The organism is Rhizohabitans arisaemae (assembly GCF_025996515.1).
GTDB classification, from domain to species: domain Bacteria; phylum Actinomycetota; class Actinomycetes; order Streptosporangiales; family Streptosporangiaceae; genus Rhizohabitans; species Rhizohabitans arisaemae.
Genome location: NZ_BLRH01000055.1, coordinates 217,119 through 230,707 on the forward strand (window position 1 = coordinate 217,119; position 13,589 = coordinate 230,707).

Consider the following 13,589-nt stretch of genomic DNA (forward strand, 5'->3'; position numbering starts at 1 on the left):
GCTGGGCGCCTGACCGGGAGCCGGGGAACCGTCAGGGGATGAGGGAGACGTCGGGGAAGCGCGTGTCGGGACCCTCGAACAGGCGGGTCGGCTTGCCGCGCAGGTGCAGGTCGAAGAAGGCCCCGACGTAGGCGCGCTGGGCCGCGACCGATCGGCCGGGATCGATCGTGCCCACGTAGTCGGCGACCGGCACCGTGGGGAGCTTCGCCGCGATCTGCGGCAGCAGCGGCTGCAGGTCGGTGAACGAGCCGTGGGCCGCTCCCGTGAAGCGCAGTTCCCGCTTCCACCCGGTCGAGGCCCGCCAGAACGACTTCCAGCTTGGCTCACTGTCGCGGGTGTGGGTCTCGGCCGCCAGCTGCAGGAACGGCTTGGTCACTCCGCGCGTGGCCACCGGGCCGACGTAGGCGCCGTCGAGGTTGACGCCCGCGTCCACGCGGGCGTCGTCGCGGGCCAGCTGCGCGGCGACCGACCCGCCCAGGGACTGTCCCAGCGCCCCCACTCTCGACAAGTCGGGCGCGCCGCGCATCCCCTCGGGCAGCACGCCGCCGATCGGGCGGCCGTGCGCGAGGGCCGCGACCCGGTCCAGGACATAACGCATGTCGGCCAGGCGGGCGCGTGAATGCCGGGCGAGCAGCTTGGCGATGACCCGGGGGGTCAGCTTGGACGGCAGCGGCAGGGCGCGCACCAGGCGCCCGCCGGGGAACTCCACCTGGTCGGCCTCGTAGGTGTGGTCGACGGCGACGACCAGGTAGCCGCGCGAGGCCAGGTCCTCGACCAGGCTGGTTCCCAGGGTGCGCGGTCCGCCGTCCCCGGAGGCGAACAGCACCACGGGCAGTTTTCCCGCGCGGGACTCGACCGGCGCGCCCGCGCGGGCGTGGGTGCGGGTGGCGGCCCAGCGGACCGCGCCCTTGGCGATACCCATGGGCGGCGCGGAGTGCCGGTCCCAGTCGGCGGCGGCCAGCGGCGCCATGTGCGGCGCGGGCGGCCCGCCGCCCACGCCCGCGGGGTACCACAGGCTGACCATCAGTTCCCGGTACGGCTTGGCCGCCACCAGAGGATCGGGCCGTGAGCGGTCGACCAGGCGCAGCGCGACGGTCCCGACCGGGTACGGGCCGCCCGGCGCGGGCAGGCTCACCTCGATCGCGGGTCCGGCGGGTGCGGCGCCGGCTGGAGTCAGAAACACCGCCGGCGCCAGTACGGCCAGAGCCGCGGCTTTGACGAATGTGGCGACAAAGGACATGAGAAGGCTCCTCCAACGAATGAAAAGGGGGGTGTGGGACGAGGCTGGCAGGCGGGCACTCCCGCGGGCCAGCGGCGCAGGTCGCATACGCGTGTGCGACTTTCGGATGATGGTCGTCCTCGGGGAGGAGAGGGAGCGAACCCGCACGACAACTAGGGTGAAGGCCATGAAACCAACCGGTCGTCCGGCGGCCCGCCTCGCCGCGCTGAACCGGTGGTCGACGGTGCCCGCCGACGCGCTCCTGGCCGCCGCCCTGTTCACGGCCACGCTCGGGCCCGGCCAGGTGCTGTCCGGACCCGCGTGGCTGCCGGCGCTCCAGACCGCGCTGGTGGCGCCGCTGGCCTGGCGACGGCGCGCCCCGATGACGGTCCTGGTCGCGATCGGCGTCGCGGCGGCCGTCCAATGGGCGCTGGACGTGCAGCTTCCCGCCGACGCCGCTCTCCTGGTGGCCCTCTACACGGTCGCCGCGCGCCGCCCGTGGCGCCACACCCTGGTGGCCGCGCTCGCGCTGCAGGTCGGGGTACTCCTGGCCGCGGCCCGCTGGGCGCCGCCGGGCCGGTTCCCCCTCACGGCCGCCGCGTTGAGCGCGATGGCGGCCGCCGCCGTCCTGGCCGGTCTGTGGATGCGGACACGGCGGGCGTACGTGATCTCCTTGGAACGCGACCGGGAGCAGCGGGCGCGGCTGGCGGTCGCCGAGGAACGCGCGCGGATGACCCGCGACATGCACGACATCGTCACCCACAACCTGTCGGTCATGGTGGCGCTGGCCGACAGCGCCGCCCACGTCCGCCACAGCGCGCCGGACCGGGCGGCGGCCGCGGTGGAGCAGATCGCCGAAACGGGACGTCAAGCTCTGCAGGACATGCGCCGCTCCCTGGGCGCCCACGATCCGTCCGGCCCGTACGGCGCCGCCACCGCCGCGGAGGAGGAACATCCAAGCCTCGCGAGCACACCCGGACTCCGGACTCCCGCCGGGGGTGACGGCGCGGATCCTCTCCGCGGGCGAGAGGACGTGATGATCCGGCCCATGCCCGGGATCGCCGAGCTCGGCCCGCTGGCCGAGCGGATGCGCGCGGCCGGGCTGCCGACCCGGCTGCGGGTGGCCGGTGACGTCGAATCCGTTCCCGCCACCGCCCAGCTGACCATCTACCGGCTGGCCCAGGAGGCCCTGACGAACACGCTGCGGCACGCGCCCGGCGCCGGCGCCGACGTCCGGGTCCGGGTGACGGCGCGTCGTGCCGAGGTGGAGGTCGTCGACGACGGTGCTCATCCCCGGGTGTCCGGCGTCCCCGAGCCCGAGTCGGCCGGGCGGGGGCTGGCGGGCATGCGGGAACGGGTGTCCGCCTACGGAGGGACGCTGTCGGCCGGACCGGTCGGCGGCGGGTGGCGGGTGGCGGCCGTGCTGGATCTGGGGGCGCCGCGATGATCCGGCTGCTGATCGCCGACGACGAGTCGCTGCTGCGGATGGCCTTTCGCATGGTGTTCGAGGCCGAGCCGGACATGGAGGTGGCCGGGGAGGCGCAGGACGGTGCGCAGGCCGCCCTGCTGGCACGGCGGCTGCGCCCGGACGTGGTGCTGATGGACGTGCGCATGCCCGGCTTGGACGGCGTCGAGGCCACGCGCCGGATCGTGCGGGACAGCCCGCGCTCGCGGGTGATCATTCTGACCACCTTCGACCTGGACGAGTACGCGTTCGCCGCCTTGACGGCGGGGGCGGCCGGATTCCTGCCGAAGAACACCCGGCCCCCGGAGCTGCTGGGCGCGATCCGCAACGTGGCGGCGGGGGAGGCGGCGCTGTCGCCGCGGGTGACCCGCCGCCTGCTGGAAAGGTTCGCGCCGCAGATGACGCCGGGGCCCGCCGCGCGCGATGAGCGGCTGGCGCGGCTGACCGCGCGTGAGCACGAGGTGCTGGCGCAGGTGGCGCGCGGGCTGTCCAACGCCGAGGTCGCCGCGGCGTTGCATCTGGCCGAGGCGACGGTCAAGACCCATCTGAGCCGGGTGCTGGTCAAGCTCGGGCTGCGTGATCGCGCCCAGGTGGTGGTCTTCGCCTACGAGAGCGGGCTCATCCGTCCCTCGGCCCCCTCATGACGAAATCCTCAGGCGGCAGGCCGTACCCGGCCCGCCGTCGTCCGGGTCGACGGCCTGAGGCCGGTTCAGAACAACAGCCGGTCGAGCAGTTCCGCGCGCGTGTGCACGCCGAGCTTCGCGTAGATCGACTTGAAATGGTGCTTGACCGTGTGCGGGCTGATGAACAGGTCGGCCGCGATCTCGCCGTCCCGCCGGCCGGTGAGCGCGCGCGTGGCGATCTCGATCTCGCGCGGTGTGAGCAGCGCCAGCCGGGTCGGCGCGATCGCGCGCGACGTCTCGTCCCGCGCGGTGATGACGGACACGATCACATCCGGCTGGTCCGGCAGCCGCTGTGAGGTGACGGTGAGCTGAAGCCCGGCCCACCGGCCGCCGTCGGCGATCCAGGTGGCCACGACCCCTTCGTCGTCGCAGTCGAAGAGCCGCTCGACCTCGGGGCGGACCTCCCCGAGCCGGTCCAGCAGAGCGACCGCGGGCCCGTTGAGACGACGCCGTGCCCGCCCCAGATCGGTCAGCACCACCGGGGTGCCGCACCGGTCCAGCGCTTCGGCCAGCTGGACGCGCTCACGCTCGTTCGAGGCACGCTCCCGTACGGCGGACACGGCGATGCCGAGCACCGTGGCCGCGACGTGCGCCGCGGTGCGGTCCTCCTCGGTGAACTCCGGCTGTCCGTCCCGCCTGGCCAGGTTCAGCGTGCCGACCACCTCGGCACCGACGACGATCGGGGCGCACAGCACCCGGGCCATGGCGTGCGGTGTGAACACGTCGTGCACGATCGGGAGCTTCAGCCACTCCTCCCTCGGCATCAGCGAGTCGCTGTCGCAGACCCGGCGGTCGCGCAGGGCGTGCTGGACGACGGGATCCCGGTCCCGGCCGTGGCGTTCGTAGCTGTGCACGTAGTAGTTGCCCAGGCCCCGCACCTCCGCGGCGGCGGGACGCCCGGTGGCGTGATCGTGGACGTAGACACCGGCGGCGAAGGATTCCAGGCGCCCGGGTGCCTCGTCGAGGAAGCGGCTCAGCAGGCGTTCGACGGAGGGTGAGGTGACCAGTTCGGCGACGAGCGTGGGCGGCAGCGACCGGACCGGCTCAATGGGAAGGTTCCCCATGTGGTGCTCCACTCTGGATGCGCTCGGCCGGGCGGTGCCGCACCGAAGCGTCCGCCCAGACTAGCTCCACCCCCACCATCAGGGAAGATGCCGCGGACCGCCAGCCGCAGGGTCCGCTGAGCGGACCAGTTGCACGTCAAAGTCGGCAGCCGGCCCGGCCCTCCCTGCGCATCGGATCCCGGTGCCGCCGCACGGAACGCCGATCGACTCGTTCACCCTCGCCGACCTGACGAGACGTCCGCAGGACACCGCACCCGTCGGGCGCTCCACGGCGCGGCCCGTACCGCTTGGGCGGGGCGTCGTTCACATCGGCCGGTCCGGGGGCGGACACGCCGATGACCTGCCCGTGGATGCGAGCAGGCCATCGGCGTGCGGGGAGCCGTCATCCGGTCAGACGGCCGCGGACGAAGAGCAACGACTCGCGGCTCGGATCGGATGTCAGCGAGACCACGCGCCCGATGAGCATCCAGTGCGAGTTGTTGCGCAGCGTTCCGGCGAGTTCGCACTCGAACCGCGCCGCGGTGCCGGTCAGCAGCGGAGCCCCGAGCACGCCGGGTACGTGGTCCACGCCCACGAACTTGTCGGGATCCTTCGAGGCGAACAATTTTGCCGTGGCCGCCTGGTCGGAGGCGAGCACGTTCACCGCGAACACCCCGGACCGTTCGATCGCCGACCACGTTCGCGACGTCGCCGCCAGGCAGACCAGCACCTGGGGCGGCTCCAGGGTGAGCGAGGTGAAGGCGTTGACGGTGACGCCGTACGGCTTCCCGTCGACGGTCGTGGTGACGACCACGACCCCGGTGGGGAACTGGGCGCACGCCGACCGGAAGGCGGCGGGGTCGGGCATCGGCGTCATCGTCGTCGGCTCCAGACACGGCTCACACGACGCGGTCGGAGTCATGGCGTGGTGCGCAGGGCCGGCGCCTGGCCCGGGTCGAGTCCCATGGAGATCAGTCCGGCCATCTCCGCGCACGCCAGCGCGTTGGGCGGCATGATCGGGCCGGTCATGGCGTCACGGAGCATCCGCTCGTAACCCCGCCCGCGCATCAGCGAGTTGAGTCCGCCGGCGGTCGTACCGAGCGTGGAGATCGTGTGGATCACCGTGCCGACCATCAGCTTCGCCCGCAGGAACGCGGCACAGGTCGCAAGGCTCGGCCCGCTGTTCTCGTCGGCCTCCCACGCCGCGTGGTACATCATCAGCCGAGCCGCCTCGACCTGGGCCGCGATATGACCCATCGCGGTGCTGATCGTCGGGTGGTAGCCCATCGGCTGGGCGTGCCCCTTCGCGACCCGCGTCCCGAGCGCGCCCTGCAGCCACTCCGCCATCGCCTCGGCGACGCCCAGGTAGCAGCCCGTGTACCCGCCCCAGGCGATGTGGGCCTGCGCCACGATCCAGTTGCCCAGGAAGTCGCCGAACTCGCACAGGATCAGCTCCTCGGGCACGAACGCGCCGGTGATCTGGACCTGGTTGCTGCGGGTCGACCGCATCCCGAGGGTGTCCCAGTTGTCGGTGACCGTGATCGCGCCGTCCTGGCGCGTCGGCATCAGGAAGCCGACCACGTGGGTCGGGTCGTCCGCCCACTCCGGGTGGGCGAACATGAAGGCGTAGTCGCTCGCCTCCCAGAGGGAGGCGAACATCTTCATGCCGCTGACCTCAAGCCCACCCGGCACCCGGCGCGCCGACAGGGACGGCATGTAGGTGGCCGGCAGCAGGCTGGAGGCGGACGGCTCGGAGAGCGGCGCGCAGATCAGCGCGCCGTCCCGCACCACCAGGTCGGCGACCCGCTTCTTGGCGTCGGCCGGCACGGCGTCGAGGACGGCGATGATCCGCGTCGCCACGTAGTGCATGTTGAAGCCCAGCGCGGTGGAGGCGTCGCCCTTGGCGAGCGCCTCGACGAGGGCGAGCCACTGGGTGGTCCGGGCGCCCAGGCCGCCGAGGTCTCGCGGCAGCGCGACGCCGTACAGCCCGGATTCGCGTAGCTTGCCGAAGTTCTCCGCGGCGATGCTGCGGTCACGGTCGTGGTCGTCGGCGTGCGGGGCGAACTCGGCAGCGAGCCGGGCGCCCAGTTCGGCCAGTTGCCGACTGTGTTCGTCGAGTTCGAAGTGCATGGTGCCTGTCTTCCTGATCGTCGGTGGGCCGGCGCCCTCAGGTCCACATCGGAGGACGCGTGGTGTCGAAGCTGGTGTGGACGACTTTGGTCGCGGTGTACTCAAGGAGGGTCGCGGTGGCTCCCTCGCGGCCGAATCCGCTCGCCTTGACGCCGCCCTGCGGCTGGCCGAGCGGTGTCGCGAACCAGGTGTTGACCCAGACCATCCCGGAGTCGAGACGGTCGGCGAGGCGGTGCGCCTGGCCGAGGTCGGCACTCCACACCCCGTTGGCCAGCCCGTACGCGACCCGGTTGACCCGGTCGACCACCTCGTCCTCGGAGGTCCAGGCCTCGACGGTGAGCACGGGCCCGAAGAACTCCTCGCGGGAGGCGCAGGTCAGGCCGTCGGGGGACGCCAGGACGGTGGGACGGTAGTAGCTGCCTCCGGCCAACTCTTCGGACATCTCGGGTGTACGGCCGCCGGCCCGGAGCTCGGCTCCCTCCGACAGCGCGGCCTGGACCCGCTTGGCGACCACGTCGCGGTGCCCGGCCGTGATCAGCGGGCCGAGCTGGGTCGCCGGATCGAGGGCGTCGCCCACGACGATCGCGTCGGCGCGCGCGGCGACCCGCTCCAGCAGCTCGTCGTACCGGTCGCGGTGCACCATGAGCCGCGAGGAGGCGAAGCACACCTCGCCGTTCGCGGCGAAGATGCCGGTGAGCACGTCCTCGGTCACGGTGGACAGATCGGCGTCCGGGCACACCACCATGGACCCCTTCCCGCCCAGCTCCATGACGGTCGGGATCAGCCGGTCCGCGACGTCGCCCAGGATGCGGCGCCCGGTCTCGGTGCCCCCGGTGAAGCTCACCTTGGCCACCCCCGGGTGCGACACCAGCGCACGCCCGACGTCGTGGCCGAATCCGGTGACGACGTTGACGACGCCGGGCGGGAACAGGTCCTGCACCAGCCGGACGAACTCCACCGTGCTGACCGAGGCGAGTTCGGACGGCTTCACCACGACGGTGTTGCCCGCCGCCAGGGCGGGCGCCAGCTTGTGGGCGACCGAGATCAGCGGCGAGTTCCACGGGACGATCGCGGCGACGACGCCGACCGGACGCGGCTCGGTGAAGACGTGGGCGCCCGGGCCACAGGGCACGGTCCGCCCGTGCAGGTCCCGGACGACGCCGGAGAAGAAGCGGAAGATCTCCGCGGCCGTCGGCACGTCGATGAATCCGGCCTCGCGGACGGCCCGGCCGTTCTCGGTCGCGAGCAGGGCCGGCCACCGCGCGGCGTCCTGGGTGAGCCGTTCGGCCACGGCCCACAACAGGGCCTGCCGGGTGTCGAGCGAGGTCTGCCGCCAGGTCTGGAACGCCCGCTGAGCGGCCGCGACCGCGCGGTCCACGTCGCCTGCCGTACCCTCCGCGACCTGGGCCCAGACCCGGCCGGTACTGGGATCGACGGCGGGGAACGAGCGGTCGGCCGGTACCTCCTCGCCGCCGACCAGCAGAGGCTGCGGCGCGTCGAGCGTGAGCCGCGCGGTCGCGGTGTGCGTCGCGGTCACGTCAGAAGCCGATGTGCTGGGAGTGGAACGGGTTGTCGATGCGGATGCGCCACGTGCCGTCGGCCTGGCGGCAGAAGACGTTGCTGTCCACGGCGCCCATCTCGATCGGCTGCCCGTCCGGCCCGGTCCCGGCCAGATGCCACCTGAGCGCGACCAGGACGACGTCGCCCGCCTCGACCCGGTGCAGTTCCTCGACCGTCAGGTGGGGCTTGGTGTCGATGAACTGCTGAAGCGCCTCACGCAGGGCGGGCACCCCGCGGACGGGCTCCGTCCCCGGAGCCGTCCGGAAGACGGTGTTCTCGTCCCAGCAGGACATGGCCAGATCAAGGTCGCCGGCGTTCATCGCCTCGACGAACAACTCGTTGAGCTCGGTGACACTGTTGCGCGAACCCATGGGTTGCTCCTCACGCTGGAAGGGCTGAATGTCCCCCCAACGTAGGTTTGGCCGCCGCCGCCCACATCCCACCCGAACGGGGTTCCCCCGGCATCCCCCACCCAGGGGATACCGATCGTCACAGGTCGCACCCGGAGCGCACGAGGTCGGTCTGGAACGCCGGTCGCCACCCCCTCACCTCCGTGATCGTTGCGCTCTCCGCACCCCACAGGGTCCACACACCACAACGATCACCGCGCGCACAGCCACACCCGCACCCGGACACAGCGCCGGACGACCCGGCTCCACCCGTACCGAACCTCCACGAGGTCACGCCCCCGACCGGAACACACCCACCCGTCCATGATCGTTGCGCTGTACGCACCCCACAGTGGCCACACACCACAACGATCACCGCGCGCACAGCCACACCCGCACCCGGACACAGCACCGGACGACCCGGCTCCACCCGTACCGGACCTTGAGAGCCGGGTACGGGCCGCGGATCAGACGAGGGGGCCGTCGGTGAGGAGGGGACGGAGAACCCGGAGGGCGGCGCCGCGGCTGAGTTCGTCGTGGACGGTCTGGTTGCGGAAGCCGCGCAGGCAGCCGTAGCAGGAGGTCTCCTCGCCGCAGTCGCAGTCGGAGACGCGGGCGAGCGCCGCCTCGGCCACCCGGTCGAGCGCTTCGGCGATGCGGACGGCGGCGCCGGCTCCGCCGGGGACGGTGTCGTACACGACGATGCCGGGCCTGCCGCCGGGGCGGGTGTCGAGGGTGCCGCCGATGTCGTCGCGGCTGAGCTCCAGCCGCTGCGCGGCGCCTTCGAGGAGGGCGTAAAGCAGGGACAGCCAGTGGCCGCGGCCCGCGTCGAGCGGCATGGCGAGGGGGTCGAGGGTGAGGCTGAGCAGGTCTGTCTCGTACGGGTGGGCGAGTGAACGCTGCCGGAACGGGCCGGTGCAGTCCGTGCCGCGCAGCAGATGGGGGTGGCTTCTGCCGTACTTGGCACCGACGGGCATCCCGGTCCCGCACCAGTCGCAGATCAGGTAGCCCGCCCGGGTCGGCCCCTCGGAGATCGCGATGAGCTGCCCCCGGGATCCGGCCCGGCTGTGCAGGACCGCGCCACCGGGGGACCGCCAGACGCGTTCCCGCACCTTCTCCGCGGCGTGGGACAGCACATGGGTGCTCCCGTTCCAGCTGCGTTTGGGGGGTGTCATGGTGGTACTGGTGGGTTTGGACTCGGCGACGAACCCGAACTCAGGCACGTAGTACCGCCGTGGCGGGCCGTCCGCGACGACCGAGCAGGACGGGCAGATCGGGTCGAGGTCCTCCTCACCCTCCCAATAGCACCGGCAGTGCTCGCAGATCAGGTAGTGCTTCCCGACGAGTTCCCGGTCGGGCAGCCGGTACACCCCGCCGGATCGCCACAGCAGCCCACCGGCCACGACCTGGGCGCCGGGGGCGTACTCGTAGATCGCCGAGGTGAGGTCGCGGGTGAGTTCGAGTTTGGCGCCGACCGGCTCGCCGGAGTACGCGGTCCGCAGCTCGACGGTGTCCACCGGGAACCCGTACTTGGGCAGCACGTTCCGCGCGGCCAGATAGCCGAGAAGGTTCCGCCGCGTCAGGGTGTTGATCGTGTTGCCGTAGCGGAGCACCAAATGGTTCCGCCCCTGCTCGAAGGCCTGGCGGCGGCGCTCCTCGAAGACCTCCACATCGGCGGACAGCTGGAGCCTGATCTCCTCCAGAAGCTTGGCCAGGCCGCCGACCCACTCGCCGGTGTCCACACCGATCTCCCGCCGGACCCGTTCCGGCAAAACCCGCAGCAGCGACCGCCGCACCCCCTCCGGCACCGGGGTCAGGAACGAGCGGACCCTGGTGGCCGGGGGCGCCGCGCCGACGAAGAACTCCCCCGCGGTACGCCACGTCTCGCCTCCGCTCTCCTTGGCGTGCCGGAAGAACGCGGCCAGAGCGATCGAATGGGCGTGCCTGCGGTCGATCCGCTCGTTGCCGACGGGCACGTACGGTGCCCGCACCCGACCGGCGATCATCGATGTGGGGTCCTGGTAGCGGGTGAGGTCGTGGGAGCGGCGCTGCGCGTAGGTGACGACGAGCGCCGCGGAGTCGGTACGGCGTCCCGCCCGGCCCGCGCGCTGCACGTAGTTGGCGGTGGTCGGAGGCATGTTGCGCAGGACGACCGACTGCAGCTCACCCACGTCCACGCCGAGCTCGAACGTGGTGGAGCAGGAGAGCACGTTGACCTCGCCGCCGAGGAACCGCCGCTGGATGTCGGCGGCCTCGGCGCCGGTCCACTGGGCGGTGTGCTCCCGGGCGACCAGCGGCACGGGCCGCATCGTCCGGTAGAGGACGCGATAGTGGTTGTCGTCCCGCTCGACCGGCGGCGGCTCGAATCGCTCCAGCGTCCCGGTGCACCGCAACGTGGGACACACCCCCCGGACGGCGACGGCGACCACGCGGCGGCAGAGTGCGCACCGGTGGGCCGGCCGATCGGCCCGCGCCAGCCGTACCCAGGTGTGATCGATCTGGCGGACCGTCCCCAGCCCTTTCTCCTGCCGGACGGCGAGCCACCCGTCCCGCCAGCCGACGATCAGCTTCCAGCAGCCGCGAAGCACCGACTCGGGGTCGTCCGGGGAGCCCACGGCCACAAGGACCCGCCGCACATAGTCGAGCCGGCGGTTCACCCCCCGGGTGGGCAGCCAGCTGAACACCCGACGCGACGGCTCGGCCCCGTCCTCACGGACGAAGCGGGGCCCGCGGCGCGGGTCGAACGCCTCGTCGCCCGGATCGACCCCGTCGGGCATGTCCAGCACGCTCTGCTGGCGCAGGGTGCGGAGCAGCTCGGACAGGAGCGCCCAGCATTCCTCGTCGGTGAGCCCCAGCGAGCGGAGCGCGGGCGGGACGGCCCACCGGCGCTCCCGGTCCAGCTCCACCCGGAGCAGCCCGAGCCCTTCCAGGGACTGCCGGTCGTCGAGGGCGACGAGCTCCTGCATGACCCAGAGGCCCGTCGTACGCTCCCGTTCCTGCCGTGACATGCGCCGATGGAAGACGTGTGCCCGGTCGGCCGCCTTGGCCGTGTGGTACACCACGTCGGCGACGGTCGCGCTCTCGTCGTCCCTGGTGGCCGCGACCAGCCCTTCCAGGATGAGCCTGCGACGCTGGATCCCGGCGTAACTCGACTCCAGGTAGGGGGCGAAGAACGCCGCCGACTGCCTGCTGTCGCTGAAGCACAGCAGCTTGCGGCCCTGTCCCGGCTGGTCGGCCGTCTCGTCTGCGGCCGCTTCGGGGAGCGCCTGGTACAGGGCGGTGGTGAGCACCGACACCGCCGCGTCGTTGCCGCTCTCGAACCGGCGCACCATGCCGGCCCCGCGCGCCCCGCAGGAGCCGCACCCGGCCGGGGAGTCCTGGCGGGTGTTGAGCCGGTGCACCGGCCAGAGCACGGTCGCCGCGCATCCGCCCCGTCCGCAGGAGAGCCCGGCGGCGGAGTGGAGTCCGCCGCAGGCCGCGCAGAGGTACATCCGGTCACCGCGGACCTCCGCGGCGTTCTCGGCGTCCTCGTCGTCCTCGTCCGCGACCACCGGGGAGTCGCCGAGCAGCAGCCACACCCGGTGCTCCTCGTGCCGGAGCCGCTGGGCGAAGACGAGTCCGTCCCCTTCATGCCGGACCGCCCCGATGAGGTGTACGGCGCCGCAGCGCTTGCAGGCGCCGAACTCCAGCATCCGGCCCCGGCAGGACGGGCAGGACTCGTGCCGGCCCAGCGAGACGTGGGGACCGGCGCCGGTCAGGCAGGTGAACGCGCCCTCGGTGGCCCGGGCGAACAGGTGGTACCGCGCGGAGAGTACGGGCGAGCCCGCGGCGTCCCGGGTCCTGCCGCCCACCGCGACCAGGGCGGCGAGCGCGGTCTCCGGCCGGTCCCCGGGGTCGAAGAGCAGCCGGGCGAGCTCGCCGAACATGACCGGCCCGCCGGACAGGCGGGTACGGAGCTCGGCCAGACCCCGCTCCCGGGCGAGCGCGTCCGCGGGTCGGGTGGCCGGGCATCCGTGTTCCCGGGCGAGCCGCAGGATCTCGGCACCCGGATCGGGGGCCTCGGCGAGGTCGCGGTAGGCCTGACCGGACAGGGGACCCCAGAACGGGCCGGCCGGGTCCGACGGCGGGGTCGCGGTGACCAGGTCCTGCCGGGAGGGATCGCCCGGCACCCACTCGAACGGCACATCGAACAGCTTGCCGGCGAAGGAGACGACCGCCGCCGGGTCGTCGCCGACGGTCGCACTGGTGGCGAGGGACTGCGGCGGACGCCCCGGGGAGACCCGGTCGTACAGGCGGCGTAGCAGCATCGCCACCTCGGCCGCCTTGGCCCCGTCGTACACGTGCGCCTCGTCCAGGACGACGAACCGCCAGGTCCGCCCCTCGAACAGGTCGAGGTCGGCGGGTCGGAGCAGGAGGTACTCCAGCATGGCGTAGTTGGTCAGCAGCAGATGCGGCGGCCGGGCCCGCATCTCCTCCCGGCTGAGCAGCTCGTTCGGCAGCCGCCGTTCACCGGGGTCGAGGGACTCGAAGTCGTCGGTGCCCCGCTCGGGGGTGTCCCCGGTGTACCGGCCGAAGGTGATCTGCGGAGCCGCGGCGAGCATCTTCCGCAGCCGTTTCATCTGATCGTTGGCGAGCGCGTTCATCGGATAGAGCAGCAGCGCCCGTACCCCCGGTCCGAGCTCTCCGCGGGCGTGCTCGGCGACGAGCGAGGCGAGGACGGGGTAGAGGAAGCTCTCGGTCTTCCCCGAGCCGGTGCCGGTGGCCACCACCAGGTTCCGCCCGGTCACGGCCTTGCGTAGCGCCTGCTCCTGGTGCCGGTGGAGTGGCCGGTCCAGCGGAAGGTCGTCGCTCGCCAGCGTCGCGAAGGCCGGGTCGAGCACCCCTTCGGCGATCAACGTCCGCAGGGTGGCCCCGGCGGCGTACCGGGGGGTGGCCTCCAGCAGCGGCCCCTTGGTGAGCGCCGGGTTACGGGTGATCTCGGCGGAGAGCGCCTCGGCGATCCGCGGATCCCGGACCGGCAGCAGCGAACGCAGGTAGCGCCGGTAGCCCTCCACGATCAGGTGGCCGGTCTCCAGCGGATCCAGTGTGTGACCCACCTGC

9 protein-coding genes are annotated in these 13,589 nt (G+C 72.6%); 2 read left to right on the forward strand and 7 right to left on the reverse strand.

Annotation, left to right across the window (positions count from 1 at the left end; all coding sequences use genetic code 11):
- Positions 1-31: 31 nt before the first annotated feature.
- Positions 32-1,240, reverse strand: coding sequence for an alpha/beta hydrolase family protein (locus tag RUR_RS27530; protein ID WP_283138118.1), 1,209 nt, complete (start codon positions 1,238-1,240; stop codon positions 32-34).
- A 166-nt stretch (positions 1,241-1,406) separates the two neighbouring features.
- On the opposite strand from RUR_RS27530, the gene RUR_RS27535 reads away from it, so the two are divergent.
- Both RUR_RS27535 and RUR_RS27540 read left to right on the forward strand, forming a co-directional pair.
- Positions 1,407-2,666, forward strand: a complete 1,260-nt coding sequence (locus RUR_RS27535; RefSeq protein ID WP_283138119.1) for a sensor histidine kinase — start codon at positions 1,407-1,409, stop codon at positions 2,664-2,666.
- Positions 2,663-3,328: a response regulator transcription factor gene (locus RUR_RS27540; protein WP_283138120.1), complete on the forward strand. Its 666-nt coding sequence runs from the start codon at positions 2,663-2,665 to the stop codon at positions 3,326-3,328. The genes RUR_RS27535 and RUR_RS27540 overlap by 4 nt, the downstream gene beginning before the upstream one ends.
- A gap of 65 nt (positions 3,329-3,393) precedes the next feature.
- On the opposite strand, the gene RUR_RS27545 is transcribed toward RUR_RS27540, so the two are convergent.
- The 6 genes from RUR_RS27545 to RUR_RS27570 all read right to left on the reverse strand — a co-directional run bounded on the left by RUR_RS27545 (position 3,394) and on the right by RUR_RS27570 (position 13,585).
- Positions 3,394-4,431 carry a LuxR C-terminal-related transcriptional regulator gene (locus RUR_RS27545; RefSeq protein WP_283138121.1) on the reverse strand — a complete coding sequence of 346 codons (1,038 nt, stop codon included), beginning with the start codon at positions 4,429-4,431 and terminating at the stop codon, positions 3,394-3,396.
- A 382-nt stretch (positions 4,432-4,813) separates the two neighbouring features.
- Positions 4,814-5,278: a flavin reductase family protein gene (locus RUR_RS27550; protein WP_283138122.1), complete on the reverse strand. Its 465-nt coding sequence runs from the start codon at positions 5,276-5,278 to the stop codon at positions 4,814-4,816.
- A 50-nt stretch (positions 5,279-5,328) separates the two neighbouring features.
- Positions 5,329-6,540 carry an acyl-CoA dehydrogenase family protein gene (locus RUR_RS27555; RefSeq protein ID WP_283138123.1) on the reverse strand — a complete coding sequence of 404 codons (1,212 nt, stop codon included), beginning with the start codon at positions 6,538-6,540 and terminating at the stop codon, positions 5,329-5,331.
- Positions 6,541-6,577: 37 nt separating this feature from the next.
- On the reverse strand, positions 6,578-8,077 hold the full coding sequence (locus RUR_RS27560) for an aldehyde dehydrogenase family protein (RefSeq protein WP_283138124.1): 1,500 nt from the start codon (positions 8,075-8,077) through the stop codon (positions 6,578-6,580).
- A 1-nt stretch (position 8,078) separates the two neighbouring features.
- Positions 8,079-8,471 (reverse strand): YybH family protein, encoded by a 393-nt coding sequence (locus RUR_RS27565; RefSeq protein ID WP_283138125.1) that lies wholly within the window; start codon positions 8,469-8,471, stop codon positions 8,079-8,081.
- Between the two features lie 485 nt (positions 8,472-8,956).
- Positions 8,957-13,585 carry a DEAD/DEAH box helicase gene (locus RUR_RS27570; protein WP_283138126.1) on the reverse strand — a complete coding sequence of 1,543 codons (4,629 nt, stop codon included), beginning with the start codon at positions 13,583-13,585 and terminating at the stop codon, positions 8,957-8,959.
- Between the last annotated feature and the right edge of the window lie 4 nt (positions 13,586-13,589).

Coding starts and splice junctions, on each gene's coding strand:
- RUR_RS27535 (WP_283138119.1), top strand. CDS start 1,407: ATGAAACCAACCGGTCGTCCGGCGGCCCGCCTCGCCGCGCTGAACCGG.
- RUR_RS27530 (WP_283138118.1), bottom strand. CDS start 1,240: ATGTCCTTTGTCGCCACATTCGTCAAAGCCGCGGCTCTGGCCGTACTG.
- RUR_RS27545 (WP_283138121.1), bottom strand. CDS start 4,431: ATGGGGAACCTTCCCATTGAGCCGGTCCGGTCGCTGCCGCCCACGCTC.
- RUR_RS27550 (WP_283138122.1), bottom strand. CDS start 5,278: ATGCCCGACCCCGCCGCCTTCCGGTCGGCGTGCGCCCAGTTCCCCACC.
- RUR_RS27555 (WP_283138123.1), bottom strand. CDS start 6,540: ATGCACTTCGAACTCGACGAACACAGTCGGCAACTGGCCGAACTGGGC.
- RUR_RS27540 (WP_283138120.1), top strand. CDS start 2,663: ATGATCCGGCTGCTGATCGCCGACGACGAGTCGCTGCTGCGGATGGCC.
- RUR_RS27565 (WP_283138125.1), bottom strand. CDS start 8,471: ATGGGTTCGCGCAACAGTGTCACCGAGCTCAACGAGTTGTTCGTCGAG.